Here is a 17,664-nt window from a genome sequence, read left to right as displayed (position 1 = left end):
CCAGTCCTGGAGTCGGCCACCGTCTCTCGACTGCGGGATGGATCAGCCCAGTTGGGGACCGACCACCCATTCGCCCCGGCGCATCACGCCCTTCAGCTCGAAGCCGGCGTCCATGAGCACCAGGTCGGCGTCCTTGCCGGGCTCCAGGGAGCCGATCCGGTCGTACATGCCGAGGAGCCGGGCCGGGGTGGCGGAGAGGGCCGTCACCGCGTCCTCGACGGACAGGCCGTCGACCGTGACCGCCCGCTGGAAGGCGCGGTCCAGGGTGAGGGTCGAGCCGGCGATCGTGCCGTCCGACGCCAGCCGGGCCACGCCGTCGGCGACCTCCACCTCCAGCGGGCCGAGCCAGTAGCGTCCGTCGCCGAAACCGGCCGCGTCCATCGCGTCCGTGATGAACGCCACCCGGCGTGCGCCCGCGCGGTGGAACGCCAGCTGGAGCGCGGCGGGGTGGAGGTGCGTGCCGTCGTTGATCAGCTCGACCGTGACCCGGTCGTCCTCCAGGAGGGCCGCGATCGGGCCGGGGGAGCGGTGGCCGAGCGGCGGCATCGCGTTGAAGAGGTGGGTGGCGACCGTCGCGCCCGCGTCGATCGCCTCGACCGTCTGCTCGTACGTCGCGTCCGTGTGGCCGATCGCCGCGATCACGCCGTGTTCGGCCAGCAGGCGTACGGAGTCGAGGCCGCCGGGCCGTTCGGTGGCCAGCGTGACCATCGCCGCCCTGCCCCGGGCCGCGTCGATCAGCTTGCGGACCTCCGCCGGGTCCGGGTCGCGCAGCAGTTCCTCGGAGTGGGCGCCCTTGCGGCAGGGGGAGATGAACGGGCCCTCGAAGTGGATGCCGGCGATCTCGCCCTGCTCGGCGAGTTCGCTGAGCAGGCCCGCGCGCCGGGCGAGGAAGTCCATGTCGCCGGTGACGGTCGAGGCGACCAGGGTGGTCGTGCCGTGCAGGCGATGGGTGTGGATGCCCTTGAGGATGTCGTCGACCGAGCCGGAGGTGAAGGAGGCTCCGCCGCCGCCGTGGTTGTGGAGGTCTACGAAGCCGGGGATCAGCCAGTGCCCTGTGACGTCGATGAAGTGGGCGTTTTTCGGGGCGGCGGCGGTGATGCGGGTTCCGTCGATGACCAACCGGCCGTTTTCGACGGCTCCTGTGGGGAGGACCACGGTTGCGCCGGTCAGGACCGTGGGGTGGCCGGCCGTGGCGGGGTGCGGGTTGTCGGTGGCTGGTCGCGCAGTTCCCCGCGCCCCTGGGTGGGCTGCCATCAGGGCGTTACCTCCATACGGTCGGTCGATGCCAGAAGATCCCAGGCCAGCAGGCCCGCCCCCAGACAGCCGGCACCGTCTCCCAGCGCCGCGGGGACGAGTGACGGCTGTTTCTGGAAGGTGATGCGGTGGGCGATCGCTTCCCGCAGGGGTGTGAAGAGGGTCTCCCCTGCCTCCGCCAGTCCGCCGCCGATGATCAGCGTGCGGGGGTCCAGCAGAGTGAGGGCCGTGACCAGGCCGTCGGCCAGGGCGTCGACCGCCTCCTGCCAGACCGCCCGGGCCTTCGGGTCGCCGGCGTCCACCGCCTTCGCGCAGTCCGCCGCGTCCGCGCCCGGGGTGCCGGAGGCCGTCGCCCAGGCCTCGCTCACGGCCGCCGCCGAGGCGAAGCGCTCCAGGCAGCCGCGCTGGCCGCAGGGGCACCGGGCCCCGCCGGGGCGTACGACGATGTGGCCGATCTCGCCCGCGAAGCCGTGCGCGCCCGCCTCGACCCGGCCGTCGACGCCGATGGCGCCCGCGATGCCGGTGCCCAGCGCGACGAACAGGAAGCGGTCGGCGCCCCGGCCCGCGCCCACCCGGCCCTCGGCGAGGCCGCCGGTGCGCACGTCGTGGCCGAGGGCGACCGGGACGCCCAGCCGCTCCGCCAGCAGCTCGCGCAGCGGGACGTCCCGCCAGCCGAGGTTCGCCGCGTAGGCGGCGATGCCGCGCACCTCGTCGACGATGCCGGGGACGGCCACACCGGCGGCGGACGCGGGCGTGCCGAAGTGCTCGGCGCCGTACGCGTGCAGCTCGGCGGCGAAGTCGAGGATGCCCGCGACCACGGCGTCCGGGCCCTGGTCGCGTCCGGTGGCCCGGCGGGCCCGGTGCAGGACCTCGCCCTCCGGGCCGGCCAGGGCGGCCTTCATTCCGGTGCCGCCCACGTCGAGGGCGATGACATGTCTCACGGAGAACAGTGTGACCCGGGGACCCGCAAGAGGTCTAGTCCACTTACGTGGTGTAGACCTTGTTCCGAATATCGAAAAGTTTCAGAGGCGGCGACGCCAGGGTTGGGGAAGAACAGCGGTGCAGCGGCGGCGGATGGCAGGAACGATCGCGGTGGTGTCCGCACTGGGCATGACGGCGGTCCTCGGCGGCTGCGGAGTCACGGGCGGCTCCGCCGATGTGACCCTGAAGCTGGTCGCCGCCGACTACGGCGACAGTGCGGCCAACAGCTCGAAGAAGTACTGGGACAAGCTCGTCGAGGAGTACGAGGCCGACCATCCCGACGTGAAGATCGACGTCAGCGTCTACTCGTGGAACGACGTCGACCGCAAGGTCAGGGAGATGGTCGCCGCCGGTGACCCGCCGGACATGGCGCAGATCGGCGCGTACGCCGACTACGCGGCGCAGAACCAGCTCTACAAGGCCGACGACCTGCTCTCCATACCCGTGCAGGCCGACTTCGTCGGGCAGCTGGCCTCCGCCGGCCAGGTCAAGGGCGTGCAGTACGGCATGCCGTTCGCCTCCTCCACGCGCGTGCTCTTCTACAACAAGACCCTCTTCGACAAGGCGGGCATCACCCCGCCCAAGACCTGGGACGACCTGGCCGACGACGCCGAGGCGCTCAAGGCCGAGGGCGTGAAGTACCCCTACGCGCTGCCCCTCGGCCCGGAGGAGGCGCAGGCCGAGACCATGCAGTGGATGCTCAGCGGCGGGGGCGGCTACACCGACAGCGTCGACAGCTACGGCATCGACTCCCCGGAGAACATCGACACCTTCTCCTGGCTGAAGAACGAACTGGTCGGCAAGGACCTGACCGGGCCGGTCGCGCCGGGCGAGCTCAACCGGGCCGACGCGTTCGCCGCCTTCGCGAAGGGCGAGGTCGGCATGCTCAACGGCCACCCCTCGCTGATGAAGATCGCCGCCAAGAAGGGCGTCCGGTACGGCATGGTGCCGATGCCGGGCAAGGAGGGCACGAGCAGGTCCACGCTCGGTGTCGCCGACTGGATGACGGCCTTCCGGAAGAACGGCCACCGCGACCAGGTCGGCGACTTCCTCGACTTCGTCTACAGCGAGAAGAACGTGCTGGCCTTCTCCCGCGAGTACGACCTGCTGCCGGTCACCTCCTCCGCGTCCGCGACCATGACCGCCTCCGACCGGGACCGGCACCTGCGGCCGTTCCTGGAGGAGCTGCTCACCTCCGAGCTGTACCCGGTCGGCAAGACCTCCTGGGCCGATGTCAGCGCCCAGATCAAGCAGCAGATCGGCAAGGCGGTCGCCCCCGGCAGCAGCCCTGCGGGCGTCCTGGGCCAGCTCCAGGCGGTGGCGGTCCGGGCGGAGAGCGCCGAGTAGTCCCGCTGTCGGTGGCAGGCGTTACGGTGCCGGGCATGGACGAGGAGACCGACCAGGCCCGGCTCGGGCGCGCGGAGCAGGACATCCTCGCGCTCGAACGCCGGGGCTTCACCGGCCCCGGCGCGAAGGAACGCGCCATACGGGAGGAGCTGGGCCTCGCCCCCGTGCGCTACTACCAGCTCCTCAACGCACTGCTGGACGACCCCCGGGCCCTGGCCCACGACCCGGTGACGGTCAACCGGCTGCGGCGGACAAGAGACAGGCGCCGGACCGAGCGCTGAGTGCTCCTCAGCCGAGCCGGTCCGCCAGGTCCCGCAGCAGTCGTACGACGCCCTCCGGGCCGTCCACCACCAGGTCCGCCCGTTCCCGCAGCTCGGTCACCTCGTCGCTGCCGCTGCACACCAGCAGGCCCGGGGTGCCGTCGGAGCGGAGCCGGTCCACCGCCGCGTAGGCGGGCAGGTCGCCCAGGTCGTCACCGGCGTAGAGGACGGACCCGGCGCCGGTCTCCCGGGCGAACTCGCTCAGGGCGACGCCCTTGTCCATGCCGGGCGGGCGGAGTTCGAGGACCATGCGGCCGGGCTCGACGATCAGGCCGTGCCGGGCCGCCAGGTCGGTGAGCGGTGCGCGCAGGGCCTCGAAGGCGGCCTGCGGGTCGGCGGCCCGCCGGGTGTGCACGGCCACGGCCCGGCCCTTGTCCTCCACCCAGGTCCCCGGCCCCGCGCCGCTCCCGTCGAGCAGCCCGGGCAGTTCGGCGCGGACGGCCTCGACGCCGGGGTGCGCCCCGGGCGCGGTGACCTCGCCGGTGCGGGCGTCCCACCGCTCGGCGCCGTAGTGCCCGAGGACGACCAGGTGCTCCAGCCCCGGCACGTCCGCGAAGGCGCCGTTGCGTACCGCGACCTCGGCGGGCCGGCCCGTGACCACCGCCACGGCGGCCACCTTCGGCGCGAGCGCGGCCAGCGCCGGCACCGCCTCCGGATGGGCCCGGGCGCGCTCCGGGTCGGCCACGATCGGCGCGAGCGTCCCGTCGAAGTCGAGGCCGATCACGGCCTTGCCGGGGCCGGCGAGGAGCGCGTCGAGGCCCTCCTGTCCGGCCCGGGTGGCGGGCGTGGGCAGCGGTCGCGCCGGCGGTGTCGTGCCGTTCATCCCCGCAACGCCTCCAGCTGGTCCACGAACCACTGCGCCGGCGGCAGCGCCGTGGCCGCCGCGGCCAGCCGCTTGCTCCGCTCGGCGCGCTCCTCCGGGCCCATCGACAGGGCCTCGTGCAGGGCCGCCGCCGTGCCCGTGACGTCGTAGGGGTTGACCGTGATCGCGTCCTCGCCCAGCTCCTCGTGCGCCCCGGCCTCCCGGGACAGCACCAGCGCGCAGCCCGCGTCGGAGACGACCGGGACCTCCTTGGCGACCAGGTTCATGCCGTCCCGGACGGGGTTGACGAGCGCCACGTCGGCCAGGCGGTACGCGGCCAGGGAGCGGGCGAAGTCGTCCTTGAGGTGCAGGACGACCGGGGTCCAGCCCGGTGTGCCGTACTGCTCGTTGATCTCGTCCGCCAGCCGCCGCACCTCGGCCATGTACTCCCGGTACACCGCGAGGTCCTGCCGCGACGGATACGCGAAGGCCACGTGCACCACGCGCTCGCGCCACTCGCCGTGCGCCTCCAGGAGCCGGCGGTAGGCCAGCAGCCCGCGCACGATGTTCTTCGACAGCTCCGTGCGGTCGACCCGGACGATCGTGCGGCGGCCCTCGCCGATCTCCTCGCGCAGCGCGGCCATCCGCTCCTCGACGTCCTGCTCGTGGGACCGCTTCCGCAGGAAGTCCGCGTCGGCCCCGAGCCCGTGCACGCCGATCCGCGTGCCGCCGAGCCCCCCGGCGAACCGCTCGGCGCACGCGGTGAACGCGTCCGCCCAGCGCTGCGTGAGGAAGCCCAGCCGGTCCGCGCCCAGCATGCCGCGCAGCACCTGCCCGGCCACGTCGTCCGGCAGCATCCGGAAGTACTCGGGCGGCGCCCACGGCGTGTGCGAGAAGTGGCCGATCCTCAGGTCCGGGCGCAGCTCGCGGAGCATGCCCGGCACCAGCGTCAGGTGGTAGTCCTGCACCACGACCGCCGCGCCCTGCGCCGCCTCCTCGGCCAGCGCCTGGGCGAACGCCCGGTTGTACGTCTCGTAGGACGCCCACTGGCGCCGGAACTCCGCGTCGAAGACCGGCTCCAGCGGCGTCTGGTACAGCATGTGGTGCACGAACCACAGCACCGAGTTGGCGATGCCGTTGTACGCGTCGGCGTGCACGTCGGCCGGGATGTCCAGCATCCGCACGCCGTCCTCGCCGATCCCGCGCCGGACCGCCTCCCGGTCGCCGTCGGACAGCGCCGAGCACACCCACAGCGCGTCCGCGTCCGAGCCGATCGCGGACAGCCCCGAGACCAGCCCGCCACCGCCCCGCTTGGCGTCCAGCGAACCGTCCTCACCGAGCGTGTAGGAGACCGGGCCCCGGTTGGAGGCCACCAGTACCCGCGCAGAACCGTACGTCGAACCCATAGGCCTCAACCTAGCCCGGCCGGTAAACGCTCAAACGTACGGACCTGCCGCGTCCGGCCGAAAACGGCCCCGGTCAGGCCGCCTTCCGCTGCTGGTACTCGGCGATCTCCACCATCGGCGGACGCTCCTCGGTGTCCACCGAGTACGTGCGCGGCTCGAAGCCGTCGCCGCTCCGCTCGAACTGCGTCAGGGACGGCCGGATCAGATGCCCCCGGGCCAGCCGCAGCTGGGCCGTGCGGTAGATCGCGGCGGCCATGCGGCCCAGCGCCTGCCCGTCCTGGTGCCGGTGCTTGCGCACCCCGACGTCCACCTGGGCGAGGGCGTCCAGGCCGACCAGGTGCAGGGCGTCGACCAGCATGCCCAGCTCGACGCCGTACCCGACGGGGAACGGCAGCTGCTCCAGCAGCGAGCGGCGGGCGGCGTACTCCCCGCCGAGCGGCTGCACGAAGCCGGCCAGCTGCGGCCAGTGCATGTTGAGCAGCGGGCGCGCCATGAGTTCCGTGACCCGGCCGCCCTGCCCGGCGGCGCCGCCCAGCGGACGGTCGTACATGCCCTTGACCAGGTCGACGTCCGGCTCGGTGAGCAGCGGGCCCACGATCCCGGAGACGAAGTCGGACGAGAAGTCCCTCAGGTCCGCGTCGACGAAGCAGACGATGTCCCCGCGCGTGACGAGCAGCGAGCGCCACAGCACCTCGCCCTTGCCGGGCACGGCGGGCAGCCGCGGCAGGATGGCGTCGCGGTGCACCACCGTCGCGCCCGCGGCGGCGGCCACCTCCGACGTGCGGTCGGTGGACCCCGAGTCGACGACGACCAGCTCGTCGACGAGCGGGACCTGCCGCATCAGGTCGTGGCGGATGACGGAGGCGATGTCGCCGACCGTCTCCTCCTCGTTGAGCGCGGGCAGTACGACGCTGACCGTCTGGCCCGTGCGCTGCTTGGCGGCCAGGATCCGGTGGAGCGGACGCTCGGTCGCGGACCAGGAACGGGTGCTCAGCCAGCGCTCGACTTCTTCCAGCACCGTGGCGGCTCCTTAGCGTTCTCTCGGCGGGACGGATTGTGAGCCATCTCGCGGTTCGGACGACTATCTCAAGGGTCCTGGTCGTCGGTTACAGTCTTGAACAACGCGGATGACCATCGCATGTCCGGGGTCAACCGTTGTTTACAACCACATACAGCTCATCCAGAGGGGCAGAGGGATACGGCCCGATGAAGCCCCGGCAACCCTCCAGTCGGTACTCGTAGGTCACTGGCGACCACAGCGCGAGGCTCCCGGCTAGGGAAGGTGCCAAATCCGTCTCACGGCGAGATGCGTCGTGAGGAAGATGAGGAGAAAGGGCCTCGCCTCACATGGCTGTGCAGACTGTTGCAAGCACCACGAACTCCACGGTAGACCTCGGCCCGGCCGCCGCTCTGAGCTGCCGCGAGTGCGGTCACCGCGTCCCCCTCGGCCCGGTCTTCGCCTGCGAGGAGTGTTTCGGCCCGCTGGAGATCGCTTACGACTTCTCCGCGTACGACGCCGAGGAGCTCCGCAAGCGGATCGAGGCGGGTCCCGCGAACATCTGGCGTTACGCGCCGCTGCTGCCCGTCCCGGCCGACGTGGCGGACAAGCCGAACCTCAACCCGGGCTGGACCAAGCTGATCAAGGCCGACAACCTCGCCCGTGAGCTGGGTGTCGACGCCGGCAAGCTCTTCGTCAAGGACGACTCCGGCAACCCGACGCACTCCTTCAAGGACCGCGTCGTCGCCCAGGCCCTGGAGGCCGCCCGCGCCTTCGGCTTCACCACCCTCTCCTGCTCCTCCACCGGCAACCTGGCCGGCGCGGTGGGCGCCGCCGCGGCCCGCGCCGGCTTCCGCTCCTGCGTGTTCATCCCGCACGACCTGGAGCAGGGCAAGGTCGTCATGGCCGCGGTCTACGGCGGCGAGCTCGTCGGCATCGAGGGCAACTACGACGACGTGAACCGCTTCTGCTCCGAGCTGATCGGCGACCCGGCCGGCGAGGGCTGGGGCTTCGTCAACGTCAACCTGCGGCCGTACTACGCCGAGGGCTCCAAGACCCTGGCGTACGAGATCTGCGAGCAGCTCGGCTGGCGGCTGCCCGACCAGATCGTCGTGCCGATCGCCTCCGGCTCCCAGCTCACGAAGATCGACAAGGGCCTGCAGGAGCTGATCAAGCTCGGACTGGTCGAGGACAAGCCGTACAAGATCTTCGGCGCGCAGGCCGAGGGGTGCTCGCCGGTGTCGACGGCGTTCAAGGCGGGGCACGACGTGGTGCGGCCGCAGAAGCCGGACACGATCGCCAAGTCGCTGGCGATCGGGAATCCGGCGGACGGGCCGTACGTGCTGGACATCGCGCGGCGGACGGGCGGTGCGGTGGAGGACGTGAACGACGAGCAGGTCGTCGACGCGATCAAGGTCCTTGCGCGGACCGAGGGTGTCTTCGCGGAGACCGCGGGTGGGGTGACCGTGGGGGTGACGAAGAAGCTGATCGAGAACGGGGTTCTGGATCCGTCGAAGACGACCGTGGTGCTCAACACCGGGGATGGTCTGAAGACGCTGGACGCGGTGGCGGGCACGGGGCTGACCACGACCATTCGCCCGAACCTGGCTTCGTTCCGTGAGGCCGGGCTCGTCTGATCGTTGTCGGCTGCGGGCCGGTGGGGGCTGGTCGCGCCCACGCGGCGGAGCCGCATATCGACACAGCCCCGCGCCCCTAAAGACAGGTGCGTCACCCAACCGGAGGTTTTGAAGTCATGAGCGTCACAGTTCGTATCCCCACCATCCTGCGTACCTACACCGGCGGGCAGGCCGAGGTCGCCGCTGAAGGGGCGACCCTGGGCGAGGTCATCGCCGATCTGGAGAAGAACCACACCGGGATCGCCGCCCGGGTGCTGGACGACCAGGGCAAGCTGCGGCGGTTCGTCAACGTGTACGTGAACGACGACGACGTGCGGTTCGAGCAGGGGCTGGAGACGGCGACGCCGGACGGTGCCGGCGTGTCGATCATCCCGGCCGTCGCCGGCGGCTGAACCGGTCGACCGGCCCGATTGTTACTTGCGGTAACGGTCGTCACCGAGAGTTCATCGAATTGCCCCCTCCGTGAGAGAAGCGGAGGGGGCAATTCAGTGTGGTTGAGCGGGGTACAGTTGGGGAACGCGATGCCGATCCCCTGATCGGAAACCCTGAATTCCTGCCGCACGCCCGACAAGATGTAGCCAAAGTGTGTGCGTCTTTCGCGGCTTTTGTTCCTTTTGTGTGGCCCGACTTGCCCTGAATTCAGGCGAATTCTCCCCACATTCCGGATGCTGCGCGTCCAGAATTCTCGTCCGATTGACCTGTTGCAGACGGCAGTTGGACAGATACATTCAGCCGCGGTCGACGCGTTCCGGCGCACGCCCCCAACCGTGGGGGGTGAGGTCTGACCCGGATCCGCGAAGTGTGGATCTGTGCAAGGGCCAGTAATAGGGGAGTTAGGCATGGCTCAGGGCACCGTCAAGTGGTTCAACGCGGAGAAGGGGTACGGCTTCATCGCGGTCGACGGTGGTGCGGATGTTTTCGTCCACTACAGCGCGATCCAGATGGACGGTTACCGCACCCTGGAAGAGGGCCAGCGGGTTGAGTTCGAGATCTCGCAGGGCCAGAAGGGTCCGCAGGCCGACATGGTTCGCGTCGCCGGCTGAACGCGTTCCACGACCAACCGCAAGCGACCGGTCTTCTCTGAAGGGCCCGTACCCCCCGGGGTGCGGGCCCTTCGGCCTGTTCGAAGGCCCTTCGAGCGGCGTTCGCGGGCGGCTGACGCCCCCGCCCGAACCCGTCAGGCGCTTGCACTCGCAGGGGTCGAGTGCTAATCATTGCGTTAGCACTCTGAAGGTGAGAGTGACAACGTAAGGACCGGGTCGGTGAGGCCACGGGCCGGGTGGGGCAAGGAACCACCGGTCGGGGCCGTCCGTCGCGGGCGCGGGCGCGGTCCGAAGTAATCACCCCCAGTCCTGGAGGGACCACTTCACATGGCCAAGATCATCGCGTTCGACGAGGAGGCGCGGCGCGGCCTCGAGCGCGGCATGAACCAGCTCGCGGACGCCGTGAAGGTGACGCTCGGCCCCAAGGGCCGCAACGTCGTCCTCGAGAAGAAGTGGGGCGCGCCCACGATCACCAACGATGGTGTCTCCATCGCCAAGGAGATCGAGCTCGAGGACCCGTACGAGAAGATCGGCGCCGAGCTGGTCAAGGAAGTCGCCAAGAAGACGGACGACGTCGCCGGTGACGGTACGACCACGGCGACCGTGCTCGCCCAGGCCCTGGTGCGCGAGGGTCTGCGCAACGTAGCCGCCGGCGCCAACCCGATGGCCCTCAAGCGCGGTATCGAGAAGGCCGTCGAGGCCGTCTCCGCCGCCCTGCTGGAGCAGGCGAAGGACGTCGAGACCAAGGAGCAGATCGCCTCCACGGCCTCCATCTCCGCCGCCGACACCCAGATCGGTGAGCTCATCGCCGAGGCGATGGACAAGGTCGGCAAGGAAGGCGTCATCACCGTCGAGGAGTCCCAGACCTTCGGTCTGGAGCTGGAGCTCACCGAGGGTATGCGCTTCGACAAGGGCTACATCTCGGCGTACTTCGCGACCGACATGGAGCGTATGGAGGCCGTCCTCGACGACCCGTACATCCTGATCGCGAACTCCAAGATCTCGAACGTCAAGGACCTGCTCCCGCTCCTGGAGAAGGTCATGCAGTCGGGCAAGCCGCTGCTGATCATCGCCGAGGACGTCGAGGGCGAGGCCCTGTCGACCCTGGTCGTCAACAAGATCCGTGGCACGTTCAAGTCCGTCGCCGTCAAGGCCCCGGGCTTCGGCGACCGCCGCAAGGCGATGCTGCAGGACATCGGCATCCTCACCGGCGGCGAGGTGATCTCCGAGGAGGTCGGCCTCAAGCTGGAGAACGCCACGCTCGACCTGCTGGGCAAGGCCCGCAAGGTCGTCATCACCAAGGACGAGACCACCATCGTCGACGGTGCCGGCTCCGCCGACCAGGTCCAGGGTCGCGTGAACCAGATCCGCGCCGAGATCGAGAACAGCGACTCGGACTACGACCGCGAGAAGCTGCAGGAGCGCCTGGCGAAGCTCGCCGGCGGTGTCGCGGTCATCAAGGCCGGTGCCGCCACCGAGGTGGAGCTCAAGGAGCGCAAGCACCGCATCGAGGACGCCGTGCGCAACGCCAAGGCGGCCGTCGAGGAGGGCATCGTCGCCGGTGGTGGCGTGGCCCTGCTGCAGGCCTCCCAGGTCTTCGAGAAGCTGGAGCTCGAGGGTGACGAGGCGACCGGCGCCAACGCCGTGAAGCTCGCGCTGGAGGCCCCGCTGAAGCAGATCGCCGTCAACGGTGGTCTCGAGGGCGGCGTCGTCGTGGAGAAGGTCCGCAACCTCCAGGTCGGCCACGGCCTGAACGCCGCGACCGGTGAGTACGTCGACATGATCGCCGAGGGCATCATCGACCCGGCGAAGGTGACCCGTTCCGCGCTGCAGAACGCCGCCTCCATCGCCGCGCTGTTCCTCACCACCGAGGCCGTCATCGCCGACAAGCCGGAGAAGGCCGCCGCGCCCGCCGGCGGCGGCATGCCGGGCGGTGACATGGACTTCTGATCGACTCCGGTCGATCACCGTCCTTCGGTACCGAGGGCGGCACTCCCTGTGCGACAGGGGGTGCCGCCCTCGGGCGTGTGCGGGATCACAGGGAGGGCGGGATGCCGTGGGCGGGCCGGGCTGTTGGAATAGGCGCCCTATGCGTATGCACATACCGACCGGTACCTCCCGAGGAGTCCCCACGTGACCGACGTCGCCTCCCGCGCCGCCGACATCCTGTCCCGACCCGTGTCGCTGGGCGGCCTGACCGTCCCGAACCGGATCGCTATGGCGCCGATGACCCGCATGTTCTCCCCGGGCGGCGTCCCCGGTGAGGACGTCGTCTCGTACTACGCGCGCCGCGCCGCCGCCGGAGTCGGTCTGATCGTCACCGAGGGCACCTACGTCGGCCACGAGTCGGCCGGGCAGAGCGACCGCGTGCCGCGGTTCCACGGCGAGGAGCAACTCGCGGGCTGGGCGAAGGTCGCCGAGGCGGTGCACGCCGCGGGCGGCACGATCGTGCCGCAGCTGTGGCACATCGGCATGGTCCGCAAGCAGGGCGAGCCGCCCGTCGCCGACGCCCCGGCCGTCGGCCCCTCCGGTATCCGCACGGACGGCACCGAGGGCACCGGCAAGGCCATGACCCAGGCCGACATCGACGCCGTCATCGGCGCGTTCGCCGAGGCCGCCGCGGCCGCCGAGCGCATCGGCTTCGACGGCGTCGAACTGCACGGCGCCCACGGCTACCTGCTCGACCAGTTCCTCTGGGAGGGCACCAACCGCCGCGCCGACGCCTACGGCGGCGACCCGGTCGCCCGCGTCAAGTTCTCGGCGGAGATCGTCGCGGCCGTCCGCGAGACCGTCTCGGCCGACTTCCCCGTCATCTTCCGCTACTCGCAGTGGAAGCAGGACGCCTACGACGCCCGCCTCGCCGAGACCCCCGAGGAGCTGGAGGCCATCCTGACCCCGCTGGCCGCCGCCGGCGTCGACGCCTTCCACGCCTCCACCCGCCGCTACTGGGTGCCCGAGTTCGACGACTCCGACCTCAACCTGGCCGGCTGGACCAAGAAGCTCACCGGCAAGCCCGCCATCACCGTCGGCTCGGTCGGCCTGAGCGGCGGCGACTTCCTCAAGTCCTTCCAGGGCCAGGGCGCCGAGGTCGGCGACCTCGACAACCTCCTGGACCGCTTCGAGCGCGACGAGTTCGACATGGTCGCCGTCGGCCGCGCCCTGCTCCAGGACCCCGAGTGGGCCCGGAAGATCCTGGACGGCCGCTTCACGGACCTGGCGCCGTACGACCCGGCCGCGCTGAAGTCGCTCAGCTGACCCACGGCCGAGCCCGGAACCCGAGGCTCTGGATCTGCTTGCGTCAGTCAAGGACACTGACTGAGCGCCTGTTCACCGGCCACGTGAGGAGATCCAGATGACGACGACCGAGGCCCGCCCCCCGGCGGACGGTCCGGCCGAGCAGCCCGCCCCGGTGGTGCGCACCACCGCCGGGGCGGTCCGGGGCCGCAGGGAGGAGGGGCTCGCCGTCTTCCGCGGCATCCCCTTCGCCGCACCCCCCGTCGGCGAGGCCCGCTTCATGGCCCCGCGCCCCGCCCCCGCCTGGGACGGCATACGCGACGCGTACGCGTTCGGCCCGCCGCCCCCGCAGGACCTCGGCCTGATGGGCGGCCCGGCCCTGTTCGACGTGCCCGAGGGCGACGAGTGGCTCACGGTCAACGTCTGGACCCCCGACCCCGACCCGGCCGCCCGCCGCCCCGTGCTGGTGTGGATCTACGGCGGCGCCTACAAGCTCGGCCACGCCGGCAGCCCCGGCTACGACGCCCGGCACATCGCCACCGACGGCGACGTCGTGGTCGTCTCCCTCAACTACCGGGTCGGAATGGAGGGGTTCGCCCACATCGAGGGGGCGCCCGCCAACCGCGGCCTGCTCGACCAGGTCGCCGCGCTGGAGTGGGTGCGGGACAACATCGCGGCGTTCGGCGGCGACTCGGAGCGGGTCACCGTCTTCGGCGAGTCGGCGGGCGCGGGCTCGATCGCCTCGCTGCTCGCGATGGACCGCGCGTCCGGCCTGTTCCGGCGGGCGATCGCGCAGAGCGTGCCGGGGACGTTCTTCTCCGACGAACTGGCCCGGGACATCGGCACGGCCCTCGCCGCCGAGGTGGGCCTGCGCCCCACGGTCGCCGACCTGTCGACGGTGGAGCCGCGCCGGCTGACCGCGGCGGGCGAGGCGCTGGGCCCGAAGATGCTGCAGTACCTCGACCGCTGGGGCCAGGCCGCCCCCACGGTCACGCCCTTCTCCCCGGTGGTCGACGGCGAGATCCTGCCGACGACGCCGTGGCGGGCGCTGGCGGCCGGTGCCGCCAAGGGCGTCGACCTGCTCGTCGGCCACAACCGCGACGAGTACCGCCTCTTCGTCGCCATGGCCGGGCAGCTGGGCCAGATCACCGACGAGCGGGCGAGTGCGGCCCTGCGCCTGTTCGCCCCCGGCCCCGACGGGGAAGCGGCCTACCGAGCGGCCTTCCCCGACGCCTCCCCGAGCGAGCTCTACGAACGCGTCCAGACGGACTGGCTGTTCACCATGCCCTCCCTGCACCTGGCCCAGGCGCAGCGCGCGGGCGGCGGCAGCGCGCACCTCTACGAGCTGACCTGGCCGGCCCCCGGCAACGGCGGCGCGCTCGGCGCCTGCCACGGCCTGGACATCCCCCTGCTCTTCGGCACGTACGGGGCGGACCTCGGGGCCCTGGTGTTCGCGGGAGCGGAGCCGTCCGCCGAGGCCCTCGCGCTGTCGGCCCGCTTCCGTGCCTCCTGGACGGCGTTCGCGAGGACGGGCGACCCGGGCTGGCCCGCGTACGACGACGAGCGGCGGCTGGTGCAGGTGCTGGACGCGGAGCCGGTGGTCACGGCGTATCCGGAGGAGGCGTCGCGGCGCCTGTGGGAGGGGCACGACTTCCGCCCGCTGCCCCTGCTGTGACGGGTTACAGATTGCCCATGGGCTCGATGTCGACCCGCACGGGTGTCCCCCACACGCGCAGCACCTCGTAGTCGGTGAACTCGTGCACCAGCCGGTACGCCATGGCGGCCCGGGGTGCGCGGCGCTGGGCGGCGATGTACAGCTCGGCCTCGCGGCGGTCCCGGCGCGGGGTGCCGCACAGCTGCCACGTCTGGCCGTTCCACAGCTCCGGCAGCCAGCGCTGCTGGGGCTGGGGGCGGTCGCCGCGGGCGCCGTAACGGGACTGGACGGGCTCGGTCTGCGGCTGCTGCGGGGCGGGCCCGTTGAACTCGTTGCGGCGGGCCGCCCGGCGCCGGGTCTCGCACAGCAGGCACAGGTCGGGGGCGCCCTCGTCGACCGGGCCGTTCGGATGCTCGGGGCACCGGGTGCTGGGCGCGGCGTTCGAGACGCTCTCCTCCAGCAGGTCGAGGGCCCGCCGCAGATCCGCCTTGACCTCGTGCAGCTTGGCGTCCGGGGTGTCGGCGGTGAGGGCTTCCCCGTGTTCACCGAGAAGCCGGAGGGCACGGCCTAGGGCGGTCAGCTGGGCGTGGTTCATGTGCCCATTGTCCTCAGTCGGCGTAGTCCTTGAGTTTCTCGGTGTCCAGGGTGATGTTCACGGGGGCGGGGAGCTCGACGGTGGCGCCCCAGGGGTACGGCGAGATCTGCTGCTAGCGGCCGTCCTTCGGTTCGCTGAAGACCGTCAGGGTGTGGTTGTCGCGGTCGTGGGAGGTGATCTCCCTCCATCGTGCCCCGGGCTGGTGGCGTCGGACCGTAGGAGCTGTCACGTGGATGCCTTCTCTCGGCGTCGTTGGGACATCGCGGCGCGGATCTCGGCCGCGCGGGCGCGGACCGTGGGGGCGGAAAGGGGGGCGGTGGGTTGTGCGGGGGCGTTTTCGCCCCGGCAGGCGCCGCAACGACCCCCTGGCAGGGTTTCCGGACGCCCCGGGGCGCCGCAGTTCGCGCACTCCAGGATCCGTAGGGGTGGGCGCGGGGCGGGTGAGGGCGGGAGTTTGCTGGTCAGGCGGTTGCGGACCAGGGCGGCGGGGTGGTGGACGGGTGTCGGCAGCCCGGCCGTGAGCGCGCCCAGTACGTCCTCCTCCGACGCGCCCCGCGTGAACCACTCCTCCACCAGCGGGGCGAGGGCGCCGCAGTCGGCCTGGGAGAGCGACAGCACGGGCGCGGTGCGGCCGAGGGCGGCCAGGAGAATGTGGGCGCGGGAGCGGGTGGGGCGTTGTCGCTGCTGCGGTACGTCGCCCCGGGTGAAGGCGGCCCACCAGTCGTCGTCCCGGGCGGTGCGGGACCACCACGAACGGGTGATCCAGCGGGAGCTGCCGTCGGCCGCCGTCACGCACTCCCGGCCTCGCCGTAAGTGTCCTGCCCGCTGGAGGTGGTTGAGGGCCGTGCCGAGGGCGCACTGGCCGTAGGGGAGGTGCTTGGCCAGCGTTTTCACGGAGATGTCGGCGCCGTCGGGGAGCCGGTCGAGGTAGGCGGCGATGGCGGCTTCGCGGGGTGGGAGGTGAGCGAAGTCGTCTTTTGTGCCGGGGAGTTGGTCGGGGGCGGAGCGCTTGCCGTAGCCGGGGTTGGCCATCGGGTGCGCGGAGGGGAGGGCGGCACTAAAGTGGGCGTTAGCCATGGGATCGGCGCTATCGATCTCGTAGGTAGGCCCCCGCAGGTGTTGGCGCACCGGGCGGGGGCCGTTGCTTATGCAGGAACGGTAGAGGCACGTGACTGTGCGTGGCAAGCCGAACGCGTCACGTCAACTCGCCGGGTGGGAGGGTGGGTTGAAGCCCTCCACCCATTCCTTGAAAAGAGGGCTCGAAGCTCGGATCCCGAAGCTCAGGCCGTCTCGTCCTTGATGTTCGCGACGAACGCGGCCCAGACGGTGGCCCGGAACACGAGCTTCGGGCCGTGGGGGTTCTTGGAGTCGCGGACGGGGATGACATCAGGGAGTGCCTGGGTGACTTCCAGGCAGTTGTCGCCGGTGCCGCCGCTGTAGCTGGACTTGTACCACTCAGGCATGTTCCTCATGGCCGTAATCCTGCGCCATCGGATCGAGGAGGGCCAGAGACTTCCCAGGCGAGAGTGCCGAAGCCGTGAGGAACTCGAAGTAGAGCCTGTAACGCGCGACGGTGGCGGGGTCGTCTTCCAACCGTCCGGTGTCGACTCCTTCGAGATAGACCGGCGGAGGGGCGTCGTCGAAGTCCATCAGCCTGACGCAACCCTGCATCCCCGGGTGGGCTCCCGCATCGAAGGGCAGAACCTGGACGATGACGCGGTTCTGGCGGATCAGGCCGACGAGGTGGTGCAGCGCCTCCGCCATCACCTCAGGCCCACCAGTCACTCGGCGCAGTGCGGCCTCGTCAATCACTGCCCACAACAGGGGCTTTGTTGGATCGGCGAGGATCCGCGCTCGCTCCATCCGGGCTGTCACCAGATCCTCGATGGCCTCTTCTGATGCTGAGGGCTGGTAAGCGCGGCTTACGGCTCGGGCGTAGGCGGGTGTCTGGAGCAGGCCGGGGATCAGCATCGACGCGTACTCCCTGATTGCCGTGGCCTGCGTCTCCGCCTCCGCGGCCTCCGCGAAGTGCTCGCGGTACTTGGACTTGGCCGCCGCCCTGCAATTCCGCTGAAAGAAGTCCTCCGTCCCCAGCACCTCGTCCAGCAACCGCGCGTACTCCCGCTGCATCCGCCGCGTGCCCGCCTCCAGCTGGCCGATGAACGAGCCGCTGACGAACAACCGCTGGCCCAACTCCTCCTGGCTCAGGCCGGCCTTCTCGCGGGCGTGGCGGAGTTCGGCGCCGAGGAGGGCCCGAGGGGAGGAGGACGGGTCGAGGTCCCTGGATCCGGGCATGGGCAACTCCCGGTCGTACACCTGGGGTTGTTGGAACGCCGTGTATGGCCAAGTTAGGCGCCCGGCGACCACGCTGTGTGGTGAATCACAAACTCAGCG

Annotated in this window: 17 protein-coding genes and 1 riboswitch; of the genes, 8 read left to right on the top strand and 9 right to left on the bottom strand. The window is 71.1% G+C overall.

Annotated elements, in window-relative coordinates; all coding sequences use genetic code 11:
• Positions 1-42 precede the first annotated feature (42 nt).
• Positions 43-1,254, bottom strand: coding sequence for an N-acetylglucosamine-6-phosphate deacetylase (gene nagA / locus ABZ386_RS25555; RefSeq protein WP_358965953.1), 1,212 nt, complete (start codon positions 1,252-1,254; stop codon positions 43-45).
• Positions 1,254-2,195, bottom strand: a complete 942-nt coding sequence (locus tag ABZ386_RS25550) for an ROK family protein (protein WP_351338435.1) — start codon at positions 2,193-2,195, stop codon at positions 1,254-1,256. Before ABZ386_RS25550 ends, nagA begins: the two co-directional genes overlap by 1 nt.
• Positions 2,196-2,328: 133 nt before the next feature.
• On the opposite strand from ABZ386_RS25550, the gene ABZ386_RS25545 reads away from it, so the two are divergent.
• Both ABZ386_RS25545 and ABZ386_RS25540 read left to right on the top strand, forming a co-directional pair.
• A complete protein-coding gene (locus tag ABZ386_RS25545; protein WP_351338438.1) occupies positions 2,329-3,582 on the top strand; it encodes an extracellular solute-binding protein in 1,254 nt (417 codons plus the stop codon).
• A gap of 35 nt (positions 3,583-3,617) precedes the next feature.
• Positions 3,618-3,863, top strand: a complete 246-nt coding sequence (locus ABZ386_RS25540; RefSeq protein WP_351338441.1) for a DUF3263 domain-containing protein — start codon at positions 3,618-3,620, stop codon at positions 3,861-3,863.
• A 7-nt stretch (positions 3,864-3,870) separates the two neighbouring features.
• Here the strand turns inward: ABZ386_RS25540 and otsB are convergent, their stop codons facing one another.
• The 3 genes from otsB to ABZ386_RS25525 all read right to left on the bottom strand — a co-directional run bounded on the left by otsB (position 3,871) and on the right by ABZ386_RS25525 (position 7,128).
• A complete protein-coding gene (gene otsB / locus ABZ386_RS25535; RefSeq protein WP_351338444.1) occupies positions 3,871-4,725 on the bottom strand; it encodes a trehalose-phosphatase in 855 nt (284 codons plus the stop codon).
• Complete coding sequence (locus ABZ386_RS25530) at positions 4,722-6,110, bottom strand: trehalose-6-phosphate synthase (protein ID WP_356616539.1); 1,389 nt, start codon at positions 6,108-6,110, stop codon at positions 4,722-4,724. Before ABZ386_RS25530 ends, otsB begins: the two co-directional genes overlap by 4 nt.
• A 73-nt stretch (positions 6,111-6,183) precedes the next feature.
• Positions 6,184-7,128: a glucosyl-3-phosphoglycerate synthase gene (locus ABZ386_RS25525; protein ID WP_351338450.1), complete on the bottom strand. Its 945-nt coding sequence runs from the start codon at positions 7,126-7,128 to the stop codon at positions 6,184-6,186.
• A 155-nt stretch (positions 7,129-7,283) separates the two neighbouring features.
• Positions 7,284-7,439: riboswitch (SAM riboswitch) on the top strand.
• Between the two features lie 18 nt (positions 7,440-7,457).
• On the opposite strand from ABZ386_RS25525, the gene thrC reads away from it, so the two are divergent.
• From thrC to ABZ386_RS25495, 6 genes are all read left to right on the top strand, one after another.
• Positions 7,458-8,744: a threonine synthase gene (gene thrC, locus ABZ386_RS25520; RefSeq protein WP_358965951.1), complete on the top strand. Its 1,287-nt coding sequence runs from the start codon at positions 7,458-7,460 to the stop codon at positions 8,742-8,744.
• A gap of 116 nt (positions 8,745-8,860) precedes the next feature.
• The gene (locus ABZ386_RS25515; protein ID WP_010035955.1) at positions 8,861-9,136 is read left to right on the top strand and encodes a ubiquitin-like small modifier protein 1; all 276 of its coding nucleotides are present in this window, start codon (positions 8,861-8,863) and stop codon (positions 9,134-9,136) included.
• A 447-nt stretch (positions 9,137-9,583) separates the two neighbouring features.
• Positions 9,584-9,787, top strand: coding sequence for a cold-shock protein (locus ABZ386_RS25510; protein WP_003986833.1), 204 nt, complete (start codon positions 9,584-9,586; stop codon positions 9,785-9,787).
• Between the two features lie 327 nt (positions 9,788-10,114).
• The gene (gene groL / locus ABZ386_RS25505) at positions 10,115-11,737 is read left to right on the top strand and encodes a chaperonin GroEL (protein WP_351338457.1); all 1,623 of its coding nucleotides are present in this window, start codon (positions 10,115-10,117) and stop codon (positions 11,735-11,737) included.
• A gap of 183 nt (positions 11,738-11,920) precedes the next feature.
• Entirely contained in the window at positions 11,921-13,042 is a 1,122-nt protein-coding gene (locus ABZ386_RS25500) for an NADH:flavin oxidoreductase (RefSeq protein ID WP_356500372.1), read from the top strand.
• Between the two features lie 97 nt (positions 13,043-13,139).
• A complete protein-coding gene (locus tag ABZ386_RS25495) occupies positions 13,140-14,696 on the top strand; it encodes a carboxylesterase family protein (RefSeq protein WP_358965949.1) in 1,557 nt (518 codons plus the stop codon).
• A gap of 4 nt (positions 14,697-14,700) precedes the next feature.
• On the opposite strand, the gene ABZ386_RS25490 is transcribed toward ABZ386_RS25495, so the two are convergent.
• The 4 genes from ABZ386_RS25490 to ABZ386_RS25475 form a co-directional block, all read right to left on the bottom strand.
• Positions 14,701-15,270: a hypothetical protein gene (locus ABZ386_RS25490; protein ID WP_037759449.1), complete on the bottom strand. Its 570-nt coding sequence runs from the start codon at positions 15,268-15,270 to the stop codon at positions 14,701-14,703.
• 225 nt (positions 15,271-15,495) lie between these two features.
• Positions 15,496-16,347, bottom strand: a complete 852-nt coding sequence (locus ABZ386_RS25485; protein ID WP_351338465.1) for a hypothetical protein — start codon at positions 16,345-16,347, stop codon at positions 15,496-15,498.
• A gap of 203 nt (positions 16,348-16,550) precedes the next feature.
• Complete coding sequence (locus tag ABZ386_RS25480) at positions 16,551-16,742, bottom strand: DUF397 domain-containing protein (RefSeq protein WP_351338467.1); 192 nt, start codon at positions 16,740-16,742, stop codon at positions 16,551-16,553.
• Positions 16,726-17,565: a helix-turn-helix transcriptional regulator gene (locus ABZ386_RS25475; RefSeq protein ID WP_355720329.1), complete on the bottom strand. Its 840-nt coding sequence runs from the start codon at positions 17,563-17,565 to the stop codon at positions 16,726-16,728. Before ABZ386_RS25475 ends, ABZ386_RS25480 begins: the two co-directional genes overlap by 17 nt.
• Between the last annotated feature and the right edge of the window lie 99 nt (positions 17,566-17,664).

It is taken from the genome of Streptomyces sp. NPDC006140, assembly GCF_040628815.1.
Classification (GTDB): Bacteria; Actinomycetota; Actinomycetes; order Streptomycetales; family Streptomycetaceae; genus Streptomyces.
The sequence above is the reverse complement of the archived record's forward strand: the minus strand, read 5'-3'. Positions and strand labels throughout refer to the sequence as shown.